This window comes from Pseudomonas sp. NFACC46-3 (assembly GCF_900114515.1).
Taxonomy (GTDB): Bacteria; Pseudomonadota; Gammaproteobacteria; order Pseudomonadales; family Pseudomonadaceae; genus Aquipseudomonas; species Aquipseudomonas fluorescens_Q.
The window spans coordinates 16,605-38,230 of record NZ_FOTH01000031.1; the positions used below are offsets into that span (position 1 = coordinate 16,605).

At 61.5% G+C, this 21,626-nt stretch carries 24 protein-coding genes, 1 pseudogene and 1 riboswitch; of the genes and pseudogenes, 13 read left to right on the forward strand and 12 right to left on the reverse strand.

The genetic code is table 11. The features are described from left to right. Positions 1 to 203: 203 nt before the first annotated feature. Positions 204 to 833, reverse strand: coding sequence for a LysE family translocator (locus BM300_RS24185; protein ID WP_072346960.1), 630 nt, complete (start codon positions 831 to 833; stop codon positions 204 to 206). A gap of 220 nt (positions 834 to 1,053) precedes the next feature. On the opposite strand from BM300_RS24185, the gene BM300_RS24190 reads away from it, so the two are divergent. The 3 genes from BM300_RS24190 to BM300_RS24200 all read left to right on the forward strand — a co-directional run bounded on the left by BM300_RS24190 (position 1,054) and on the right by BM300_RS24200 (position 3,910). Then, positions 1,054 to 2,019: a 2-hydroxyacid dehydrogenase gene (locus BM300_RS24190; RefSeq protein ID WP_092149014.1), complete on the forward strand. Its 966-nt coding sequence runs from the start codon at positions 1,054 to 1,056 to the stop codon at positions 2,017 to 2,019. A 45-nt stretch (positions 2,020 to 2,064) separates the two neighbouring features. Next, the gene (locus tag BM300_RS24195; RefSeq protein ID WP_092149016.1) at positions 2,065 to 3,063 is read left to right on the forward strand and encodes a class I SAM-dependent methyltransferase; all 999 of its coding nucleotides are present in this window, start codon (positions 2,065 to 2,067) and stop codon (positions 3,061 to 3,063) included. A gap of 52 nt (positions 3,064 to 3,115) precedes the next feature. After that, positions 3,116 to 3,236: riboswitch (yybP-ykoY riboswitch) on the forward strand. 89 nt (positions 3,237 to 3,325) lie between these two features. Further along, positions 3,326 to 3,910 (forward strand): TMEM165/GDT1 family protein, encoded by a 585-nt coding sequence (locus tag BM300_RS24200; RefSeq protein ID WP_092348350.1) that lies wholly within the window; start codon positions 3,326 to 3,328, stop codon positions 3,908 to 3,910. 140 nt (positions 3,911 to 4,050) lie between these two features. Here BM300_RS24200 and BM300_RS24205 read toward each other — a convergent pair whose 3' ends face one another. Next, positions 4,051 to 4,866, reverse strand: a complete 816-nt coding sequence (locus tag BM300_RS24205) for a M48 family metallopeptidase (RefSeq protein ID WP_092149017.1) — start codon at positions 4,864 to 4,866, stop codon at positions 4,051 to 4,053. Between the two features lie 1,297 nt (positions 4,867 to 6,163). Here BM300_RS24205 and BM300_RS31860 point away from each other — a divergent pair. After that, a pseudogene (locus tag BM300_RS31860) lies at positions 6,164 to 6,364 on the forward strand (HAMP domain-containing protein); the annotation flags it as partial. Positions 6,365 to 6,478: 114 nt separating this feature from the next. Beyond that, on the forward strand, positions 6,479 to 7,222 hold the full coding sequence (locus BM300_RS31865) for a methyl-accepting chemotaxis protein (RefSeq protein ID WP_371856178.1): 744 nt from the start codon (positions 6,479 to 6,481) through the stop codon (positions 7,220 to 7,222). 188 nt (positions 7,223 to 7,410) lie between these two features. Here the strand turns inward: BM300_RS31865 and hisC are convergent, their stop codons facing one another. The 10 genes from hisC to BM300_RS24260 all read right to left on the reverse strand — a co-directional run bounded on the left by hisC (position 7,411) and on the right by BM300_RS24260 (position 15,492). Then, complete coding sequence (hisC, locus tag BM300_RS24215; RefSeq protein ID WP_092464216.1) at positions 7,411 to 8,463, reverse strand: histidinol-phosphate transaminase; 1,053 nt, start codon at positions 8,461 to 8,463, stop codon at positions 7,411 to 7,413. A gap of 1 nt (position 8,464) precedes the next feature. Next, positions 8,465 to 9,802: a histidinol dehydrogenase gene (hisD, locus tag BM300_RS24220; protein WP_063322905.1), complete on the reverse strand. Its 1,338-nt coding sequence runs from the start codon at positions 9,800 to 9,802 to the stop codon at positions 8,465 to 8,467. A gap of 123 nt (positions 9,803 to 9,925) precedes the next feature. Further along, positions 9,926 to 10,561 (reverse strand): ATP phosphoribosyltransferase, encoded by a 636-nt coding sequence (gene hisG, locus BM300_RS24225; protein ID WP_003197870.1) that lies wholly within the window; start codon positions 10,559 to 10,561, stop codon positions 9,926 to 9,928. Positions 10,562 to 10,688: 127 nt separating this feature from the next. Beyond that, positions 10,689 to 11,954: a UDP-N-acetylglucosamine 1-carboxyvinyltransferase gene (gene murA / locus BM300_RS24230; RefSeq protein ID WP_003197868.1), complete on the reverse strand. Its 1,266-nt coding sequence runs from the start codon at positions 11,952 to 11,954 to the stop codon at positions 10,689 to 10,691. A gap of 22 nt (positions 11,955 to 11,976) precedes the next feature. Continuing rightward, positions 11,977 to 12,216 carry a BolA family protein gene (locus BM300_RS24235; RefSeq protein ID WP_092225356.1) on the reverse strand — a complete coding sequence of 80 codons (240 nt, stop codon included), beginning with the start codon at positions 12,214 to 12,216 and terminating at the stop codon, positions 11,977 to 11,979. 223 nt (positions 12,217 to 12,439) lie between these two features. Next, positions 12,440 to 12,745, reverse strand: a complete 306-nt coding sequence (locus BM300_RS24240) for an STAS domain-containing protein (RefSeq protein WP_063325164.1) — start codon at positions 12,743 to 12,745, stop codon at positions 12,440 to 12,442. Positions 12,746 to 12,753: 8 nt separating this feature from the next. Further along, positions 12,754 to 13,407, reverse strand: coding sequence for an MlaC/ttg2D family ABC transporter substrate-binding protein (locus tag BM300_RS24245; protein WP_063322906.1), 654 nt, complete (start codon positions 13,405 to 13,407; stop codon positions 12,754 to 12,756). Between the two features lie 11 nt (positions 13,408 to 13,418). Then, entirely contained in the window at positions 13,419 to 13,886 is a 468-nt protein-coding gene (mlaD, locus tag BM300_RS24250; protein ID WP_003178020.1) for an outer membrane lipid asymmetry maintenance protein MlaD, read from the reverse strand. Continuing rightward, positions 13,886 to 14,683 (reverse strand): lipid asymmetry maintenance ABC transporter permease subunit MlaE, encoded by a 798-nt coding sequence (mlaE, locus tag BM300_RS24255; RefSeq protein WP_092464217.1) that lies wholly within the window; start codon positions 14,681 to 14,683, stop codon positions 13,886 to 13,888. The genes mlaD and mlaE overlap by 1 nt, the downstream gene beginning before the upstream one ends. Further along, positions 14,683 to 15,492 (reverse strand): ATP-binding cassette domain-containing protein, encoded by an 810-nt coding sequence (locus BM300_RS24260; RefSeq protein WP_072346979.1) that lies wholly within the window; start codon positions 15,490 to 15,492, stop codon positions 14,683 to 14,685. Before BM300_RS24260 ends, mlaE begins: the two co-directional genes overlap by 1 nt. Positions 15,493 to 15,766: 274 nt before the next feature. Here BM300_RS24260 and BM300_RS24265 point away from each other — a divergent pair, with 274 nt between their 5' ends. The 8 genes from BM300_RS24265 (at position 15,767) to ptsN (ending at position 21,626) form a co-directional block, all read left to right on the forward strand. Next, the gene (locus BM300_RS24265; protein ID WP_063322909.1) at positions 15,767 to 16,741 is read left to right on the forward strand and encodes a KpsF/GutQ family sugar-phosphate isomerase; all 975 of its coding nucleotides are present in this window, start codon (positions 15,767 to 15,769) and stop codon (positions 16,739 to 16,741) included. Further along, positions 16,742 to 17,266: a KdsC family phosphatase gene (locus tag BM300_RS24270; RefSeq protein WP_063322910.1), complete on the forward strand. Its 525-nt coding sequence runs from the start codon at positions 16,742 to 16,744 to the stop codon at positions 17,264 to 17,266. A 7-nt stretch (positions 17,267 to 17,273) separates the two neighbouring features. Next, positions 17,274 to 17,843, forward strand: coding sequence for an LPS export ABC transporter periplasmic protein LptC (gene lptC, locus BM300_RS24275; protein ID WP_063322911.1), 570 nt, complete (start codon positions 17,274 to 17,276; stop codon positions 17,841 to 17,843). Next, entirely contained in the window at positions 17,830 to 18,381 is a 552-nt protein-coding gene (gene lptA / locus BM300_RS24280) for a lipopolysaccharide transport periplasmic protein LptA (protein ID WP_063322912.1), read from the forward strand. The genes lptC and lptA overlap by 14 nt, the downstream gene beginning before the upstream one ends. Then, a complete protein-coding gene (gene lptB / locus BM300_RS24285) occupies positions 18,381 to 19,106 on the forward strand; it encodes an LPS export ABC transporter ATP-binding protein (protein WP_063322913.1) in 726 nt (241 codons plus the stop codon). Before lptA ends, lptB begins: the two co-directional genes overlap by 1 nt. 164 nt (positions 19,107 to 19,270) lie before the next feature. Continuing rightward, positions 19,271 to 20,764 carry an RNA polymerase factor sigma-54 gene (locus BM300_RS24290; protein WP_063322914.1) on the forward strand — a complete coding sequence of 498 codons (1,494 nt, stop codon included), beginning with the start codon at positions 19,271 to 19,273 and terminating at the stop codon, positions 20,762 to 20,764. Positions 20,765 to 20,840: 76 nt separating this feature from the next. Beyond that, positions 20,841 to 21,149 (forward strand): ribosome hibernation-promoting factor, HPF/YfiA family, encoded by a 309-nt coding sequence (gene hpf, locus BM300_RS24295; protein ID WP_003178005.1) that lies wholly within the window; start codon positions 20,841 to 20,843, stop codon positions 21,147 to 21,149. A gap of 12 nt (positions 21,150 to 21,161) precedes the next feature. Next, positions 21,162 to 21,626 (forward strand): PTS IIA-like nitrogen regulatory protein PtsN, encoded by a 465-nt coding sequence (gene ptsN / locus BM300_RS24300; RefSeq protein ID WP_092348347.1) that lies wholly within the window; start codon positions 21,162 to 21,164, stop codon positions 21,624 to 21,626.

Sequence of the window (21,626 nt, forward strand, 5' to 3'; positions counted from 1 at the left end):
CTCGCCCCCAGGTTTTCGCAAGCATGGCGCAACCAAACCTTGTCTCATCGGGATCCAACAGCGAGCACAGGTATCCGCTTGTTACAAAAACCTGCGGGGAAATGCCCTGGCAGGTCTCCAGCATGCCACCACTTTTTGACAGAAAATGTCGATCGTGGCCCCTTCCATCCGCGTGGAAGCGATCAAAGGACAGCGCGCAACGGTCAATGCGCTTCGGTAAACGCCAGCTTCACCCCAATGGCGACGAGCACCGCGCCCATGGTCCGGTCGAACCAGTGGCCCATGCGCGCAAAACCGGCGCGCACCCGTTGCTGGCTGAACAGCAGCGCCACCAGGCAGAACCAGGCGGCCGTCGCCACCGCCAGGTACACACCGTAACCGGCCTGGACGGCCAACGGCGTGTGTGGGTTGATCACCACGGTGAACAGCGACAGGAAAAACAGCGTCGCCTTGGGGTTCAGGCCATTGGTGACGAAGCCCGAGGTGAACGCGCCGCGAGGAGTACGTTCACCGGCCTCCTTGTGCAGGTTGTCCTCGGTGGGCTTGGCCGGTTGCGCCCGCAGTGCCTTGAAGCCGATGTACAGCAGGTACGCAGCGGCGGCCCATTTCAGCGCGTTGAACAGCACGATCGATTGCGACACGATCAGGCCGATACCCAACAGCGAATACCCGACATGCAGGAAAATCGCCGTGCCGACGCCCAGCGCCGTCCAGGTCCCGGCACGCCGGCCATGGGTCACGCTTTCGCGCACCACCACGGCAAAATCCGGCCCGGGGCTGGCAACGGCCAGCAGGTGGATCAGGGCGACGGTGAGGAATTCGGTGAGGTACATGGTGGAGCTCCTTGCGACAATCTTTTGTTGGATGAAATCCCGTGGCGAGGGAGCTTGCTCCCGCTCGACTGCATAGCAGTCGCATGCCGTGTACTGGGGCCTGCTTCGCAGGCCAGCGGGAGCAAGCTCCCTCGCCACGGATACACACCGCCACAGCCGCATTTCATCTGATAGGCTCGCCACATTACGCCTTCGATTCTTGAGATAAAAGGTACAGCTGATGACGAACACCGCCCGCGCAGTCTTCCTCGACCACCCTTCCCTGGACCTCGGCGACCTGGACCTGGCCCCGCTGCGCAACTGCTTCAGCGACCTGCAACTGTTCGCCCGGACCACGCCGGAGCAGGTCATCGAGCGACTCAAGGGCGCCACCGTGGCGATCACCAACAAAATCGTGATCGATGCACAGGCCATGGCGGCCAGCCCCGAACTGAAGCTGATCCTGATCAGCGCCACCGGCACCAACAATGTCGACCTGGCCGCCGCCCGCAGCCATGGCATCACGGTGTGCAATTGCCAGGGTTACGGCACACCGTCGGTGGCCCAGCACACCATCATGCTGTTGCTGAACCTGGCGACGCGCCTGGCCGATTATCAAAAAGCGGTGGGTGAAGGTCGCTGGCAACAGGCTTCGCAGTTCTGCCTGCTGGACTATCCGATTGTCGAGCTGGCAGGCAAGACCCTGGGTTTGCTGGGCCATGGTGAATTGGGCAGCGCCGTCGGGCGGCTGGCCGAAGCCTTTGGCATGCGTGTGCTGCTGGGGCAGATCCCCGGGCGCCCGGCCCGCCCCGACCGCTTGCCGCTGGAGCAGTTGTTGCCGCAAGTCGATGCCTTGACCCTGCACTGCCCGCTCAACGAGCACACGCGGAACTTCATCGGCGCTCGCGAACTGGCGCAGCTCAAGCCCGGCGCATTCGTGGTCAACACCGCCCGTGGCGGCCTGATCGACGAACAGGCCCTGGCCGAAGCCCTGCGCAACGGTCACTTGGGGGGCGCCGCCACCGACGTGCTCAGCGTGGAGCCGCCGGCCCAAGGCAACCCGCTGCTGGCCGGCGATATTCCACGCTTGATTGTCACACCGCACAACGCCTGGGGCAGCCGCGAGGCGCGGCAACGGATCGTCGGGCAAATGAGTGAAAACGCCCAGGGCTTTTTCAGCGGTACAGCGCGGCGTGTCGTCAGTTGATAAACTGCCGCACTTTTTTTTACCCGCTTTATCAAGGAGCAGACCATGGATCCGCGCAGTGAAGTACTGCTTCGTCAGGCCGAGTTATTCCGGGGTTCGGTGTTGTTGGCCGGCCTGCCCGCCGACGATCTGCTCGGCCGTTTGCCAGAGGCCCATGGCTGGTGCTGGCATGCCGGCGATCAGGCGGCGCTGGACGCTCGCTTTCCCGAGCGCAGCCACTTTGGCGTGACCGTGCCCGAGCGTGGGTTCGACACCGCCGTGGTGTTCCTGCCCAAGGCCAAGGACCTGACCGACTACCTCCTCAATGCCGTGGCCGCGCGCCTGGCCGGTCGCGAGGTGTACCTGGTGGGGGAAAAACGCAGCGGCATCGAAGGCGCGTCCAAGCAGCTCAACCCGTTCGGCAAGCCACGCAAGCTCGACAGTGCGCGGCATTGCCAACTGTGGCAAGTCACCGTCGCCAACGCGCCCGAGGCCAAGCCCCTGGAAAGCCTGGCCCAGACCTACGAATTGCCCCTGGCCGAAGGCCCGCTGAAAGTCATCAGCTTGCCGGGGGTGTTCAGCCACGGTCGCCTGGATCGCGGCAGTGCGCTGCTGTTGGAACACCTGGATAAACTGCCCAGCGGGCACTTGCTCGACTTCGGCTGCGGTGCCGGGGTGCTGGGGGCGGCGGTCAAGCGGCGCTACCCGCACAACACCGTCACCCTGTTGGACGTGGACGCATTCGCCGCCGCCAGCAGTCGCCTGACCCTGGCTGCCAACGGTCTGGAAGCCGAGGTGCTGACTGGTGATGGGATCGACGCCGCGCCGATGGGTTTGAGCGCGATTTTGAGCAACCCGCCATTCCATGTCGGCGTGCATACCGACTACCACGCAACGGAAAACCTGCTGCGAAAAGCGGCCAAACATCTGAAAAATGGTGGCGAACTGCGTTTGGTGGCGAACAGTTTCCTCAAGTACCAACCGCTGATCGAAGAGCATCTGGGCGTGTGTGCGATCAAGGCCGAGGGCCAGGGTTTTCGCATCTACCGGGCCAAGCGCGGCTGAAACCTTTTTTAAAAAACAGCACTTGCCCAATCGGATTTGCCTAGGCAGAATCCGCTCCGTCCTAGGGGAGTAGTCTCCCGCGAGCCCCATGCTCGCCCGGCATACGTCAACATACTTGGTCAGCAGACCATGGCGTATGCGGCCCAAGCGTCCACGCAGATGGTCGCTGGGTTTGACAAGACCTATGACACGCACACCTTACCCGGGGCGGGAAGGCTGTACGTGTCATAGCCGTGTCGACCCGCCCCTTTAGGAATTCCTGATGCTGGACTCACTCCTCGTACCTACCGCTATCGTTGCGCTGGCCGAAATTGGCGACAAGACGCAATTGCTCGCACTTATCCTGGCCGCTCGCTTTCGCAAACCCTGGCCGATCATCGCCGGCATCATTGCCGCAACACTCGCCAACCATGCAGCCGCCGGGGCAGTAGGGGCCTGGGTCAGTGGATTTTTCTCCGATGCGGTGCTGCACTGGATACTGGCGGCAAGCTTCACCGCCACGGCGCTGTGGACCCTGGTCCCGGACAAACTGGACGATGAGGAAGCGAACACGGCCCGCAAGTTCGGGCCATTCCTGACCACGCTCATTGCGTTCTTCCTCGCGGAAATCGGCGACAAGACGCAGATCGCCACGGTGATGCTCGCCGCGCAATACCCGGAGTTGTGGTTGGTCATCATCGGCACCACCGTGGGCATGTTGATTACCAACGTGCCGGTGGTCCTGGCGGGCAATTTCGCCGCCGAGAAACTGCCCCTGGCCCTGATCCGCCGCCTAGCCGCCTCGGCATTCTTCGTCCTGGCGATCGTGGCGGTGTACAAGGCGATGCAGAGCAGCGGGTGGGTTTGATCAGGTTGATGCAGGTTCTGTGGCGAGGGAGCTTGCTCCCGCTGGGTTGCGAAGCAGCCCTAAGCTTTTGCGGCCGCTACGCGACCGAGCGGGAGCAAGCTCCCTCACCACAAAAAACAGCTTTTACCGCATGACGATGCTTACTTCTTGGCCTGCTGATAAAGCGGCATCACCTTCGGAATCGCCGCCTGCAATGAAGCGATACGGCTGCTCGACGACGGGTGGGTGCTCATGAACTCCGGTGGCGCGCCTTCCGAGGCCTTGGCCATCTTGTTCCACAAGGTGATCGCCGCGTTCGGGTCGTAGCCGGCGCGGGCGGCCAGTTCGAGGCCGATCAGGTCGGCTTCGTTCTCGTTACCACGGCTGTTGGGCAAGGTCATGCCATAGTTGGCGACGGTGTCGGCCAACGCCAGGCTGTCCTGGCCCAGGCCGAACAAGGCACCAGCGCCCTGCTTGGCCATCTCGATACCATAGGCCTTGGACATCGCTTCGCGCCCGTGCTCGCGCAGGGCGTGGGCGATTTCGTGGCCCATGATCGCGGCGATTTCAGCGTCGGTCAGCTTCAACTGGTCGATCAGGCCGGTGTAGAACATGATCTTGCCGCCAGGGCCGCAATTGGCGTTGAGCTCGTCGCTCTTGATCAGGTTCACTTCCCAGTTCCACTGGGCCGAATCCGGGCGGAACATCGGCGCCTGGGCAATCAAGCGATCGGCAATGACCTGGATGCGCTTGGCATCGTTGCTGGTCTTGTCCAGCGCACCCTGGGCCTTGGCCTCGCCCATCGTCTTTTGATAGGACTGGGCGTACATCTGGTTGACCTGATCGGTCGACAGCATGCTGAACATGTACTGCTTGCGTTCCACGCCCACGGCTCCGCCGCTGGTGGTATTGACCGACTGGCAACCGGTGAGCAGCAGCGCCGCGCTCAGAGCACTCACCATCAATGTCTTGTTCATGTAAAAAAGCTCCCTGGAAACGTGGGCGTATCCTAGGCCTTGATCTGTATCAGCGCCAGATACATAACGAAGGATTACAGGTTTTTCGGACAGACCCCACCCAGTCCATTTGCGACACCTACGCAGCTAAAACAGTCACCCGACGAACAGCGCCTCATGCCGCGCCACAGAAACGCCGATAACGGCTCCAGACGTCATTTCCGCGTCCGGAGCCTTTATGAAATTCAGATCGATCCAGTTTTCCGTGGCCGCCCTGGCCGGTGCCATCGTGCTCAGCGTGGTGGGCGCCCTCGTGCTGTACGCGTTGTTTGTCGGCGCGCGCACCCAGGACATGGTGCAACAGCGGACCAAGGCCCAGTTCGAACAACTCATCGAACAACGTCTCACTGCCCTGGCCCGCACCCAGGCGAGCCTGATCCAGCGGGAGCTGGAAGCCCCGCTACTGCTCGCCCGCGGCCTGGCCACCAGCAACGCCTTGATGGGCATGAACGGCACGGACGGCAACCCGCAATTGAAGGTGCCCCGCGAGCAAATGATCAGCCTGTTGCGCGAAACCGTGGTGCGCAACCCGAAGATCCTCGGTGCCTACATCGCCTGGGAACCGAACGCCATCGACCACGACGACGCCAACTATGTGAACAGCCAGGTGGTGGGCATGGAAACCAACGGGCGTTTCCTGCCGTGGTGGTTCCGTAACCAGGACGGCTCCCTGGGCCTGGAAAAACTCGCCGACGTGACCGACCAGAAACTACTGTCCACCGGCATCCGCGCCAGTGAGTACTACCTGTGCTCCCAGGACAGCAAGAAAGCCTGCGTGATCGACCCGGCGCCCTATCGCGTTGGCAGCACGATGACCATGCTCGCCTCGTTCATCGAACCGATCATGATCGATGGCCAGTTCCAGGGCATCGTCGGCGCCGACCTGTCGGTGAACTTCATCCAGGACATGCTCGTGGCCGCCGATGGCAAGTTGTACGACGGCGCCGGGGAAATGGCCTTGCTCTCCAGCAACAATCGACTGGTGGCCTTCACCAAGGACCCGAGCAAACTCGGAGAAAAGGCCAGCGACCTGCTGGACGCCAGTGCACTGGATAACCTCGCCAAGCTGGGCGTCGGCGAAGTGCGCTATGACATCGACGAAGCACACGGGCATATCGAGGTGTACATGCCGTTCGGCATCGGCGAGACCAACGCCCGCTGGACGCTGATGTTGCAGCTGCCACTGAACGCGGTCATGGCCGACCTGCAAGCGCTGCAGAAAGACCTCGACCACCAGCGCCAGGCCGATATCTTCGGCATGGCGATAGTGGGCCTGGTGATTGCCGGCATCGGTCTGCTGGTGATCTGGCTGGTGGGCCACGGCATTGCCCGACCACTCAAGCAAATGGTGGCGATGCTCGATGACATCGCCCAGGGCGAAGGCGACCTGACCCGCCGCCTGGTGAGCGACCGCGCCGATGAGCTGGGGGCGATCGCCAGGGGTTTCAATACCTTCCTGAGCAAGTTGCAGGGCATGATCACCCAGGTGGTGACCTCGGTGCAGAGCGTCAGCGATTCGTCGGAGCATACCGCCGATATCGCGATCCGCACCAACCAGGGCGTGCACAAGCAGATGTCAGAGATCGATCAAGTCGCCACTGCCGTGCACGAAATGACCGCCACCGCCCAGGACGTGGCCCGCAACGCGACCCAAGCCGCCCAGGCCGCCAGCCATGCAGACCAGGCTGCCAGCCAGGGCATGCAGATCGTGCGGGACACTTCCACCTCCATCGGTGCCCTGGCCGTGGAAATCGGCAAGGCGGTGGGCGTGGTACAGACGCTGGCCAAGGACAGCGAGAACATCAACGCGATCCTCACCGCCATTCGCGGAATCGCCGAGCAGACCAACCTGCTCGCCCTCAACGCCGCCATCGAAGCCGCCCGTGCCGGTGAACAGGGCCGTGGTTTCGCGGTAGTCGCCGATGAAGTGCGCAACCTGGCGCAGAAGACGCAACAGGCGACCGAAGAAATCCAGACGATGATCCAACAGTTGCAACAAGGCACCCGGGATGTGGTGCGGGTGATGGAAGACAGCCAGACCCGCACCGACGAAAGCGTGCAGCATGCGGCGAAAGCGGCCCAGGCCCTGGAAACGATCACCCAGGCCGTGTCGGTGATCAACGACATGAACACCCAGATCGCCAGCGCCGCCGAGGAACAAAGCGCCGTAGCCGACGACATCAACCGTAACGTGATCAACATCGGGCAAGTGGCGAACGAAGTCGCCAGCGGCGCCGACGAATCCAGCGCGGCCAGCGCCGGGTTGACCAAACTGGCGGAGCAGCAGCGGCGGTTGATCAATCAGTTCAGGGTCTGATCCGAAGGCCCCATCGCGAGCAGGCTCGCTCCCACAGAGGGATTGGCGGTGGAACGGCGACAGTGCGAACACCCCAAAACAACTGTGGGAGCGAGCTTGCTCGCGATGGCGTCGGTTCAGCCAACATCGAAGCGACTGACACTACGCCTTCGCGGGCAAGCCTGCTCCCATAGGGGATTTGCAGGGTTTCAGAGTTCGCCGAGGGCTTCGATCAGGGCCTGGTTCTGCTCCGGTGTACCGATGCTGATGCGCAGGAATTGGGCAATCCGCTCCTGCTTGAAGTGCCGCACGATCACCCCCTGTTCCCGCAGTTTCGCCGCCAACCCTGCCGCATCGTGCCGAGGGTGGCGGGCGAAGATGAAGTTGGCCGCCGAGGGCAGCACTTCAAAGCCCTTGGCTTGCAGTTGGGCCACGACCCATTCACGGTGCTCGATGACTAACCGGCAAGTCCGATCGAAATACTCGCGATCATCGAACGCCGCCGCGCCGCCGACATTCGCCAGGCGATCCAGCGGGTAGGAGTTGAAGCTGTTCTTGATCCGCTCCAGCGCTTCGATCAGGTCCGGATGGCCCACCGCCAGGCCCACACGCAGCCCCGCCAGGGAGCGGGACTTGGACAAGGTCTGGGTCACCAGCAGGTTCGGATAGCGATCCACCAGGCTGATGGCCGTCTCGCCGCCGAAGTCGATATAGGCCTCGTCGACCACCACCACCGAATCCGGGTTGGCCTTGAGGATCTGCTCGACCGCTTCCAGCGCCAGCAGGCAGCCGGTCGGCGCGTTCGGGTTGGGGAAAATGATCCCGCCATTGGGTTTGGCGTAGTCTGCCGGGTCGATCTGGAATTGCGCATCCAGCGGCACCGCATCGAACTGAATGCCGTACAGCCCGCAATACACTGGATAGAAGCTGTAGCTGATGTCGGGGAACAACAGCGGCTGGTCATGTTGCAACAGGCCGTGAAAAATGTGCGCCAACACTTCATCCGAGCCATTACCCAGGAACACCTGGTTGCTCTGCACGCCGTAATAGCGGGCCACGGCGCCTTTGAGCAGGTCGCTGTTGGGATCCGGATACAGGCGCAGGTTGTCGTTCAGCTCGGTCTGCATCGCCGCCAGGGCCCTGGGCGATGGGCCGTAGGGATTCTCGTTGGTGTTGAGCTTGACCAAGCGGGTCAGCTTCGGCTGTTCACCCGGCACGTAGGGCACCAGGTTCTTGACGAACGGGCTCCAGAATTTACTCATTTCAGTTCCCCTGCCCTTCAATGGAAGGCTCGTCAAGAATGCGGTACTCGGCACTGCGCGCGTGGGCGCTCAGCGATTCGCCACGGGCCAGCACCGAAGCGGTCTTGCCCAGTTCGGATGCGCCCTGCTCGGAGCAGAAGATGATCGACGAACGCTTCTGGAAGTCATACACCCCCAGCGGCGACGAGAAGCGCGCGGTGCCGGAGGTCGGCAACACGTGGTTGGGACCTGCGCAGTAATCGCCCAGGGCCTCACTGGTGTGGCGGCCCATGAAGATCGCACCGGCGTGACGGATCTGCGGCAACCAGGCCTGCGGGTCGGCGACCGACAACTCCAGGTGTTCCGGCGCGATACGGTTGGCGACTTCGATGGCCTGCTCCATGTCGCGGACATGGATCAGCGCCCCACGGCCGTTGATCGAGGTGTTGATGATTTCGGCGCGGTCCATGGTCGGCAGCAGCTTGTCGATACTGGCGGCGACCTTGTCGAGGAACTCGGCGTCCGGGCTGACCAGGATCGCCTGGGCGTCTTCGTCGTGCTCGGCCTGGGAAAACAGGTCCATGGCGATCCAGTCCGGGTCGGTCTGGCCGTCGCATACCACGAGGATTTCCGAAGGGCCGGCGATCATGTCGATGCCGACCTGGCCAAACACGTGGCGTTTGGCGGTGGCGACATAGATGTTGCCCGGCCCGACCACCTTGTCGACCCGCGGCACGCTTTCGGTGCCATAGGCCAGCGCAGCCACGGCCTGGGCGCCGCCAATGGTGAACACCCGGTCCACGCCGGCAATGCAAGCGGCGGCCAGCACCAGCTCGTTGATTTCACCCCGCGGGGTCGGGACGACCATGACCACCTCGGTTACGCCGGCGACCTTGGCCGGGATCGCGTTCATCAGCACCGAGGACGGATAGGACGCCTTGCCACCCGGCACGTACAGGCCGGCGCGGTCCAGCGGCGTGACCTTCTGGCCCAGCACCGTGCCGTCGGCTTCGGTGTAGCTCCAGGAGTCCTGTTTCTGCCTTTCGTGATAGTCGCGCACCCGCGACGCGGCTTTTTCCAGGGCTTCGCGCTGGGGCACGGTGATCCGGGTCAGGGCCAGTTCCAGGCGCTCGCGCGGCAGGATCAGGTCGGCCATGGACGCCACTTGCAGGCCGTCGAACTTCTGGGTGAATTCCACCAGGGCGGCATCGCCACGCTCGCGCACAGCCTTGATGATGTCCAGCACCCGCTGATTGACCGAGTCGTCAGACACGCTTTCCCAGCTCAGCAGATGATCCAGATGATGTGCGAAATCCGGGTCGACAGCGTTGAGACGGCGAATCGAAGTGGGAGCGGTCATAGCGAAGGCCTCATTAATGGCAAATGCTCAGGCGCCCTAAGCTACCAGTCCATTCGCGTGGGCACCTGAGAAAATTGGCTATGACACGGATAGACGGGCGCGACTCAAGGTCGCGCAGGTGAATCAGCCGCGGTGTCGCGATTCCACTGCCTTGCGCAGGGTATCGATCAGAGCCTGGATACGGGCGTGCTGCATTTTCATCGAAGCCTTGTTGACGATCAGCCGGGAGGTGATGTCGGCGATGAAATCCTGGGGTTCCAGGCCATTGGCCCGCAGGGTGTTGCCCGTGTCGACCACGTCGATGATCTTGTCCGCCAGGCCGATCAGCGGCGCCAGTTCCATCGAACCGTACAACTTGATGATATCGACCTGACGGCCCTGCTCGGCGTAATAACGCTTGGCAATGTTGACGAACTTGGTCGCCACGCGCAAACGCCCCTTGGGCTCCGGCGCGCCGACTTTACCGGCGGTCATCAGCTTGCAGCGGGCGATCTGCAGGTCCAGGGGCTCGTACAGGCCCTGGCCGCCGTATTCCATCAGCACGTCCTTGCCGGCAACGCCCAGGTCGGCGGCGCCATGTTCCACGTAGGTCGGCACATCGGTGGCACGCACGATCAGCAAGCGCACATCGGCCTGGGTCGTGGGGATGATCAGCTTGCGGCTCTTGTCCGGATTCTCGGTCGGCACGATGCCCGCTTCAGCCAGAAGCGGCAGGGTGTCGTCAAGGATGCGGCCCTTGGACAGTGCGATGGTCAACATGGGAAACGTCAGTCCTTATCAAGGTACTCATGCCCGGTCGCAAGCGGCGCCGGACACACATCGAGGGTGCAACCACCCTCGATAAAACGAAATCAACGGACGCGTCCCTGCGCCCATGCAGCCGGAACTAGCCCGGCACGCGGCGGATCTTGGCGCCGAGCATCTGCAGTTTCTCTTCGATGCACTCATAACCACGGTCGATGTGGTAGATGCGATCGATCAGGGTATCGCCTTCGGCAACCAGGGCCGAGATGACCAGGCTGGCCGAGGCCCGCAGGTCGGTGGCCATCACTGGCGCGCCCTTGAGCTTCTCGGTGCCGGTCACGATGGCCGTGTTGCCTTCCACCTGGATCTTGGCGCCCATGCGGTGCAGTTCGTAGACGTGCATGAAACGGTTTTCGAAGATCGTCTCGATCACCGCACCCGTGCCTTCGGCAATGGCGTTGAGAGAGATGAACTGCGCCTGCATGTCGGTCGGGAACGCCGGGTACGGAGCGGTCCGCACGTTGACGGCTTTTGGCCGCTTGCCGTGCATGTTCACTTCGATCCAGTCTTCGCCGCAGGTGACTTCGGCACCGGCTTCCTTGAGTTTCTCCAGGACGGCTTCAAGGATGGTCGGATCGGTGTCCTTGACCTTGACGCGGCCACCTGTGACCGCAGCGGCCACCAGGTAGGTACCGGTTTCGATCCGGTCCGGCATCACTTTGTAGGTGGCCGAATGCAGGCGCTCGACGCCATCGATGGTGATGGTATCGGTGCCAGCGCCGCTGATCTTGGCGCCCATGGCGATCAGGAAGTTCGCCAGGTCGACCACTTCAGGCTCGCGTGCGGCGTTTTGCAGCACGCTACGGCCCTTGGCCAGTGCGGCGGCCATCATGATGTTCTCGGTCCCGGTCACACTGACGGTATCGAAGAAGAAGTGCGCGCCGCGCAAGCCGCCTTCCGGCGCCTTGGCCTTGATGTAGCCGCCTTCGACGTCTATTACCGCACCCATGGCTTCCAGGCCGCGAATGTGCAGGTCCACCGGGCGCGAGCCAATGGCGCAACCGCCAGGCAAGGCGACTTCGGCTTCACCGAAACGGGCGACCATCGGGCCCAATACCAGGATCGACGCACGCATGGTCTTCACCAGCTCGTACGGGGCGACCAGGGTCTTGATGGTGCGCGGGTCGATCTCGACGCTGAGCTTCTCGTCGATCACCGGCTCGATGCCCATGCGGCCGAACAGCTCGATCATCGTGGTGATGTCGTGCAGGTGCGGCAGGTTGGCCACGGTCACCGGGCCATCACATAGCAGGGTCGCGGCCAGGATCGGCAGGGCAGAGTTCTTTGCCCCGGAAATACGGATTTCGCCATCAAGACGAACGCCGCCGGTAATAATCAGTTTATCCATAAGAATCTCGAGGCCCTTGGGCTCAGGTGCGCCCGGCCCAGGCCGCGCTGCTGAAAAATTTCATCGTGACCGCGTGGATGCTGCCATCGGCGATCCATGGGTTCAAATGGGCATAGATGCTCTGCTGACGCTTCACTGGGCTCAACGCCGCCAGTTCATCGCTGATCACGTTCAGCTGGAAGTTGCAGCCTTCGCCTTCGACTTCCACCTGCGTACCAGGCAGCTTTCCTTCTAGGAAGCTCTTTACTTCTACAGCCTGCATGCTCAACCTCAATCGGCGCCCTGTGCGCGCGGGTCGCACATCATACAAAAAAGCCCCGCGCCTGCGAACCCCGCGAAGCAGGACTCTGACGAGTAACGCTGGCCACTTGCTTGCGTGAATCATCATGGCGAGGGCGCTTGCTCCCGCCTGGCTGCAAAGCTGTCCCAATAAAAGCAGGGGCCGCTGCGCGGCCAGCGGGAGCAAGCTCCCTCGCCACAATGGGTCAGGGGTGCGCCAACAACTCAGTCAGCTCGCTGACCTGGGCTATTTCGCGCATGTCTTCGGGCATCCCACGGATGCTCCACGTTTTGCCGGCAGCCTTGGCGTCCCGCATGAAGCACAGCAGCAGCGACAGGCCGACGCTGCTGGACTTCTGCACCGCCGAGCAGTCAATGACCACCTCGGCGGCACTGATGGACTTGATCAGCGCCTGGCCCTCCTTGCGCAGGGCCGGGCCCGTGCGGTAATCCAGCACGCCACTGAGCATCAGCACGCCAGCCTCACCCAGACGAACGGCCGATTCACTCACCGACTCGATCATTGCGCCTGCTTCTCTTCGGCTTCTTCGGCCACTTCCTTGGCCTTGGCGACCTCACCGGCCCAACCGTTGATGGTCTTGTCCAGATCGTTGCCATTGCGCTGCATCGCGTCGGCGAACTGATCGCGGAACAGCTTGCCGATGTTGATGCCATTGATGATCACGTTGCGCACCTTCCACTCGTCGTTGATTTTCTCGAGAGTGTAGGAGACAGGGTAGATCGCGCCGTTGTTACCCTTGACCTGCATGTCGACGCTGGTGCGGGTGCCGCTTTCGTCCTTGGCCGGCGAAACGGTGATGCCCTGGTTGTTGTACTCAAGCAAGGCGTTGCCATAGAACTGCATCAGGCTGCGCTTGAAGTTCTCCTGGAAACGAGTCATCTGTGCCGGACTCGCCTTGCGCGAGTACTTGACGGTCATGATGCTCCTGGAGATGCCGTCGGCGTCCACAACGGGGCCGACGATGCCGTTCAGCGCGTCATAGAACGCACTCGGGTCCTGCTTGTACTTCTCTTTGTTGGCGGAAAGGTCCGCCAACAGCCGGGTCGTCGTGTCCTGGATGATGTCATGGGCCGAAGGCGCAGCCACGGCGTTAGCCATCAACGGCAGCGCGGCAAGCAGCACCAACAGGCCACGTCGCAAGATAGAGATCATTCAAAAGCTCCTCATTTGGCGTCTTTGCTAACGGTATTGAGCAGGAATTTACCGATCAGGTCCTCGAGCACTAGGGACGACTGCGTGTCGTGGATGACACCACCGTCCTTGAGCACGGTGTCTTCCCCACCCACGCTGATGCCAATGTATTTCTCACCCAGCAGCCCAGCCGTGAGGATAGATGCAGTGGAATCAGTCGGCAGGTTATCCACGCGCTTTTCCAACTGCAGCGTCACCCGACCGGTGAAATCCTCGCGATTCAGATCGATTGCCGTGACCTTGCCGATAGTGACACCGGCCATGGTCACCTTTGCTCTGACCGTCAAACCGGCGATATTGTCAAAGTTGGCATAAAGTTTATAAGTATCGGTGCTTGCCGTCGGCGCCAGTCCACTGACCCGCAGGGCCAGCAACAGCAAAGCCAGGATGCCAGCCAGCAAGAAAAGGCCGACACCGATTTCCAGGGTGCGGTTTTGCATCAGAAATCTCCAAACATCAAGGCGGTCAGAATAAAGTCGAGGCCCAGGACCGCCAGCGAGGCGTACACCACGGTCTTGGTTGTGGCACGGCTGATCCCCTCTGACGTGGGCTCACAGTCATAGCCTTGAAACACGGCGATCCAGGTCACGACGAAAGCGAATACGGCACTTTTGATCACGCCATTGAGGACATCGTCGAGGAAGTCGACGCTGTTTTGCATGTTCGACCAGTAGGAACCCTCATAGACCCCAAGCCAGTCGACAGCCACCCACGAGCCGCCCCAGATCCCCACGACGCTGAAAATCATCGCCAGCACCGGCAGGGAAATGAAACCGGCCCACAGGCGCGGGGCAATGATGTACTTGAGCGGGTCGACACCAATCATTTCCAGGCTGGACAACTGCTCGGTGGACTTCATGTTACCGATTTCGGCCGTCAGCGCCGAACCGGCACGCCCGGCGAACAGTAGCGCCGTTACCACGGGGCCGAGCTCACGCAGCAGCGTCAACGCAACCATCTGCCCGACCGCCTGCTCCGAACCGTAGCTGGACAAAATGCTGAAGCCTTGCAGCGCCAGCACCATGCCGATGAAGATCCCGGAGACCACGATGATCACCAGGGACATCACGCCCACCGAGTGCAACTGCTTGACCAGCAGGCTAAAACCGCCGCCCGTCGAGTTGCGACCGAGCAAGGCGTGCATCAGGAACAGCGAGGAGCGGCCCAGTACCGCCACCACGTCGATACCCGAGCGACCAAACAGGCGAATTCTTTCCAACAGTGATTTCTTGCGCATCAGCGCTTCCCCAGCAGATCGGTACGGTAATCCGTGGCCGGAAAATGGAACGCCACCGGCCCGTCCGGATCACCCTTCATGAATTGGCGAATGCGCGGATTGTCAGAATCCGCCAGTTCCTGGGGCGTGCCCTGCCCCAGCACCTGGCTATCGCCAACCACATAGATATAGTCGGCAATGCTCGCGGTTTCGGCCAGGTCGTGGGAGACCACGATGCTGGTGATGCCCAGCGCATCGTTGAGCAGGCGGATCAGGCGCACGAGCACACCCATGGCGATCGGGTCCTGCCCGACGAAGGGTTCGTCGTACATGAGGATCTTCGGATCGAGGGCAATCGCCCGCGCCAGCGCGACCCGCCGCTTCATGCCGCCGGACAGCTCGTCGGGCATCAGGTCGAGGGCGCCCCGCAGCCCGACGGCCTGCAACTTGAGCAGGACGATGTCGCGGATCATCTCTTCCGGCAGCTCGGTATGGACCCGCAACGGGAACGCCACGTTCTCGAACACATCGAGATCGGTAAACAGCGCGCCACTCTGGAACAGCACGCCCATGTGCTTGCGCGCATCGAACAGGTCGCTGCGAGACAACTGGGGAAGATTCTGACCATTGACCCAGACTTCGCCGGCGCTGGGGCGCAGTTGTGCCCCGATCAGCCGCAACAGCGTGGTCTTGCCACACCCGGAAGGCCCCATGATGCCGGTGACCTTGCCGCGCGGAATGCGAATATCGATGTCATTGAAAATGCTGCGCGTCCCTCGCTTGAAGGACAGTCCCTTCAGCTCGACCGCGTAGGCGTTGTCGGCACTCATCTAAACTCCTTGCGATGCAGCCTCACATTCGAATGCCCTGGGCAGCCGACAAGCGCCGGTACCGCCGGGCATGCGAACCGGCGGCGAACTATATCACTGCAACGGCCAAGCGCCCAAGGCCAACGCCCCGCCTGTTAAGCCTGGCTTAAGGTTAAAAGCCACATTTTATGTCGAACCTTGCGGCCTCCCGAACAAAGCATGACGAACTTACGTGAGGGAATTGTTCATTGCCGCTATAATCGCCGCCTTTTCATCGGGCTATACGATTTCTGACATGAGCCAATCCAGCGACCTGATTCAATCGGCACAACGTACCATCCGCCTCGAGCTCGAAGCCGTGCAAGGCTTGCTGCCCCATATCGACGCTAATTTCGTACGCGCCTGCGAGATGATTCTGGCCAGCAAAGGCCGGGTGGTCGTGGTCGGCATGGGCAAGTCCGGGCACATCGGCAACAAGATCGCCGCCACCCTCGCCAGCACCGGCACCACGGCCTTTTTTGTCCATCCGGCCGAAGCCAGCCACGGAGACATGGGCATGATCACCCGGGACGACGTCATCCTGGCCCTGTCCAACTCCGGCTCCACCAATGAGATCATAACGCTGCTGCCGCTGATCAAGCGCCTGGGCATCCAGTTGATCAGCATGACCGGCAACCCGGGCTCGCCGCTGGCCAAGGCCGCCGAAGTCAACCTCAATGTTCATGTCGAACACGAAGCCTGCCCGCTGAACCTGGCACCGACCTCCTCCACCACCGCGGCCCTGGTCATGGGCGACGCCCTGGCCGTGGCGCTGCTGGAAGCCCGGGGCTTCACCGCGGAAGATTTCGCCTTTTCCCATCCCGGTGGCGCCCTCGGCCGTCGCCTGCTGCTGAAAGTCGAAAACGTGATGCACGCTGGCCAGGATTTGCCACAAGTGCTGCGCGGCACGCTGCTCAAGGACGCCCTCATGGAAATGACCCGCAAAGGGCTGGGCATGACGGTGGTCCTGGAGACCGACGGCAAGCTCGCCGGGATCTTCACCGACGGCGACCTGCGCCGCACCCTGGACCGCACCATCGACATTCACAGTGCGACCATCGAGCAAGTCATGACGCCCCACGGCAAGACCGCCCGCGCCGAGATGCTCGCCGCCGAGGCCCTGAAGATCATGGAAGACCACAAGATCAGCGCCCTGGTGGTTGTCGACGACGAAGACCGTCCGGTGGGCGCCCTGAACATGCACGATTTGCTGCGTGCGGGAGTCATGTAAATGAACACAGACCTGTTGCAACGCGGCCAAGCCATCAAGCTGGCGGTTTTCGATGTGGACGGCGTGCTGACCGACGGTCGCCTGTACTTCCTTGAAGACGGCAGCGAGTTCAAGACGTTCAACACCCTCGACGGCCAAGGCATCAAGATGTTGATGGCCGCCGGAGTGCAGACCGCTATCATCAGCGGCCGCAAGACCCCAGTGGTCGAGCGGCGCGCGAAGAACCTCGGCATCCCGCACCTTTACCAGGGGCGCGAAGACAAACTGGTGGTGCTGGACGAGCTTCTGGGTCAACTCAACCTAAGCTATGAACAGGTGGCCTACCTCGGTGACGACCTGCCAGACCTGCCGGTGATTCGCCGGGTCGGCCTGGGCATGGCGGTCGCCAACGCGGCCAGCTTCGTCCGCGAGCACGCCCACGGCGTCACCACGGCGCGAGGCGGCGAAGGTGCGGCCCGCGAATTCTGTGAACTGATCCTGCGCGCCCAGGGCCACCTCGAAGCGGCCAACGCCGCGTACCTGTGAGCCATTTATGCTGAGCAAGAAGATTCGCACCATCGTGGTGTTCGGCTGTATCGCGGCGATTTTTGCTGCGGTGGGCTACTGGAACATCAGCCCCGAACGGTTTCTCGACCGGCCTGCGGCCCAGATCGAGGAAAAGATCGACTGGTACGCGACCAACACGCATACCCTGCAGTACCTGCCCGACGGCAAAGTGCAGTACGAGATGACGTCCGACAAGGTCGACCACGTAAAGGCCACTGACATTACGCTGGTCACCAAGCCCGACCTGAACATGTTCCGCGGCACCGAGTTTCCGTGGCATGTGCAGAGCGAGCATGCCGAAGTCAATTCCGGCGGCACCGAAGTGGAACTGATCGACTCGGTGCGCATCGCCCGAACCGACGAGAAAAACCGTACGACCATCATCACCAGCACGCGCATGACCGTGTTCCCACAGCAAGAATATGCGCAGACCGAGCAACCCGTTAGAATCGACGGCGCCGGGGGTGTATCGACCGGCACGGGAATGAAAGCGTATTTGAAGGAAAGCAGGATACACCTGCTATCGAACGTAAGAGGACAGTATGAAGCTCGCTAAAACCCTCCCTATTTTGCTCAGTCTGGGCGCAGCAGCACTGGGAAGCGCGAGCGCCTGGGCTCTTCCCGACGACCGCAACCAGCCTATCCGCATCCAGGCCGACGACGCCCAGCTCGACGACAAGAATGGCGTCGCCACCTATAAAGGCGACGTGATCATCACCCAGGGCTCGATGAAGGTCACCGGCAATACCGTGACCATCACCCGCACCCAGTCCGGCGACATCGACGTGGTGACCTCGGTGGGCAACCTGGCCTATTTCGAGCAGTTGCAAACCGCAGGCGATACCAAGCCTGTGCAGGGTTACGGGGTAACCATCCAGTACCACGCCTCCCAGGATCGCGTCGTCCTGATCGACCGCGCCAAGGTCGTTGACAAGGACAACAACGTGACCCAAGGCGAGAAAATCGTCTACGACACCAACAAGAAACTCGCCAGCGCCGGTCGCGCCACCGGCAGCAAGGTGACCGAGTCGCGTCCGCGGATCGACATGGTGATCCAACCGAAAAAGAAAACCGACGAGCAGAAGGCCCAGTAATGGCAACTCTGAAAGCTCAGCACCTGGCCAAGAGCTACAAGAGCCGTCAAGTCGTGCGTGATGTCAGCCTGTCCATCGACAGCGGCCAGATCGTCGGCCTGCTCGGCCCCAACGGCGCGGGCAAGACCACCTGCTTCTACATGATCGTCGGCCTGGTCCAGGCCGATCAGGGTCGCGTACTGATCGACGACGTGGATGTCAGCCACCAGCCGATGCACGGCCGGGCGAAGGCAGGTATCGGCTATTTGCCGCAAGAAGCATCGATCTTCCGCAAACTGTCGGTTGCCGACAACATCATGGCGATCCTCGAGACCCGCAAGGAACTCGACAAGGCCGGCCGTCGCCAGGAGCTGGAAAGCCTGCTGCAGGAATTCCACATCAGCCATATTCGCGACAACCTGGGCATGAGCCTGTCCGGCGGTGAGCGGCGTCGCGCGGAAATTGCCCGCGCCCTGGCCACCGCACCGAAGTTCATCCTGCTCGACGAACCGTTCGCTGGCGTGGACCCGATCTCGGTAGGTGATATCAAGCAGATCATCCATCACCTCAAGGCCAAGGGGATCGGCGTGCTGATCACTGACCACAACGTGCGCGAGACGCTGGATATCTGTGAAACCGCCTACATTGTCAACGATGGCCAACTGATCGCCGAAGGCGACTCCGCAGCCATCCTGGCCAATGAGCTGGTCAAGGAAGTGTATCTGGGCCATGAGTTCCGCCTGTAATCACAAGTGTCTGGCGAATTGTCCGAGCGTCGTTTAATTTTATTGTGGCGACGCTCTAGGCAAACACTTCAGTTTCAGGCATATAATTTGCTTAAGTTTGGCGCTTCGGCGCCCTGTAGTGGATGGCGCATGTGCGCCGGCTAATAAGGTGTTAAGCCCCTGCCATGAAACCATCGCTAGTCTTGAGAATGGGCCAGCAGCTGACGATGACACCGCAGCTGCAACAGGCCATCCGCCTGCTCCAATTGTCGACCCTGGACCTGCAGCAGGAAATCCAGGAGGCCCTGGAGTCCAATCCGATGCTCGAACGCCAGGAAGAAGGCGACGACTTCGACAACACCGATCCGCTGGCCGACAACGTCGAGCAGAAGACCAACACCGAAATCCCGGAACCGACCTACCAGGAAACCGCCCCGACGGTGGACAACCTCGAGGACGGCGAATGGAACGAACGCATCCCCAACGAACTGCCCGTGGACACGGCCTGGGAAGACGTCTACCAGACCAGCGCCAGCAGCCTGCCAAGCAGCGATGACGACGAGTGGGACTTCACCACCCGCACCTCTGCGGGCGAAAGCCTGCAAAGCCACCTGCTGTGGCAGTTGAACCTGGCGCCGATGTCCGACACCGATCGCCTGATCGCCGTGACCCTGATCGACTGCATCAACAACCAAGGCTACCTGGACGAGACCCTCGAAGAAATCCTGGAAGCCTTCGACCCCGAGCTCGACATCGAGCTGGACGAGATCGAAGCCGTCCTTCATCGCATCCAGCAGTTCGAACCGGCCGGCATCGGCGCCCGCAACCTGGGCGAGTGCCTGTTGCTGCAACTGCGCCAGTTGTCCGCCAAGACGCCGTGGCTGGCCGAAGCCAAGCGGCTGGTCACCGATTACATCGACCTGTTGGGCGGCCGCGACTACAGCCAACTGATGCGTCGCATGAAGCTCAAGGAAGATGAGCTGCGCCAGGTCATCGAACTGGTGCAGAGCCTCAACCCGCGCCCCGGCTCGCAGATCGAATCCACCGAACCCGAATATGTAGTCCCCGACGTGATCGTGCGCAAGCACAATGATCGCTGGCTGGTGGAGCTCAACCAGGAGTCGGTGCCCAAGCTGCGGGTCAACGCCCAGTACGCCGGCTTTGTGAAGCGTGCCGACACCAGTGCCGACAACACCTTCATGCGCAACCAGTTGCAGGAAGCGCGCTGGTTCATCAAGAGCCTGCAAAGCCGCAACGAAACCCTGATGAAAGTTGCCACCCAGATCGTCGAGCATCAGCGCGGCTTCCTGGAGTACGGCGATGAAGCGATGAAACCGTTGGTCCTGCATGACATTGCCGAGGCAGTGGGCATGCACGAGTCGACGATTTCCCGGGTAACCACCCAGAAATTCATGCATACCCCTCGGGGTATCTATGAATTGAAATACTTTTTCTCCAGCCACGTCAGCACCTCCGAAGGCGGCGAATGCTCATCCACGGCCATCCGCGCGATCATCAAAAAACTGGTGGCCGCGGAAAATCAGAAAAAGCCGTTGAGTGACAGCAAGATCGCTGGTTTACTGGAGGCACAAGGCATTCAGGTGGCCCGCCGCACCGTCGCCAAATACCGCGAATCCCTCGGGATCGCGCCTTCGAGCGAACGCAAGCGGTTGATGTAACAGGCCACGCCACAGCGTTCCAGTGGCAGGCATTTCTGCCTGCCGCTTTATGCACTGGCAACGAAGGAGAAGCTGTATGCAAGTCAACATCAGTGGACACCAACTGGAAGTGACCGAACCCCTGCGCACCTACATCGGCGAAAAACTCGACCGATTGGAGAGGCATTTCGACAAGATCACCAACGTGCAAGTCACGATGAACGTCGAGAAGCTGCTGCAGAAAATCGAAGCCACGCTGCATATCCCCGGCGGAGAAGTGGTTGCCAACGCAGAGCACACAGACATGTATGCCGCGATTGACCTGCTGACCGACAAGCTGGATCGCCAACTCAAAAAGCATAAGGAAAAGACCCAGAGCCTCCTCCAGGGCGCAACCGGTCGTTAACCCCCCCAATCCATGATCCGACTAGAAACCATCCTGACCCCCGGCCGTTCCCAGGTGAACGCGCCGGGCGGCAGTAAAAAGAAAGCCCTCGAACACATTGCCAACCTGATCCACCGCGAGGTTCCGGATCTGGAAATGCAGGACGTCTTCGAGGCCCTCGTTGCCCGTGAAAAACTCGGTTCCACCGGTTTTGGCAACGGCATCGCCATTCCCCATTGCCGCCTCAAGGGTTGTAGCGCGCCGATCAGCGCGCTGTTGCACCTTGAAACTGCTATAGATTTCGACGCCATCGACGGCGCCCCGGTCGACCTGCTGTTTGTATTGCTGGTACCGGAAGCGGCGACCGATGCGCACCTCGAGCTGCTGCGCCAGATTGCCAGCATGCTGGACCGCAAGGAAGTGCGCGAAAAACTGCGCAGCGCACCGAGCAACGAAGCCTTGTATCAGGTTGTCGTGGACGAACAGAACGGTCATTAA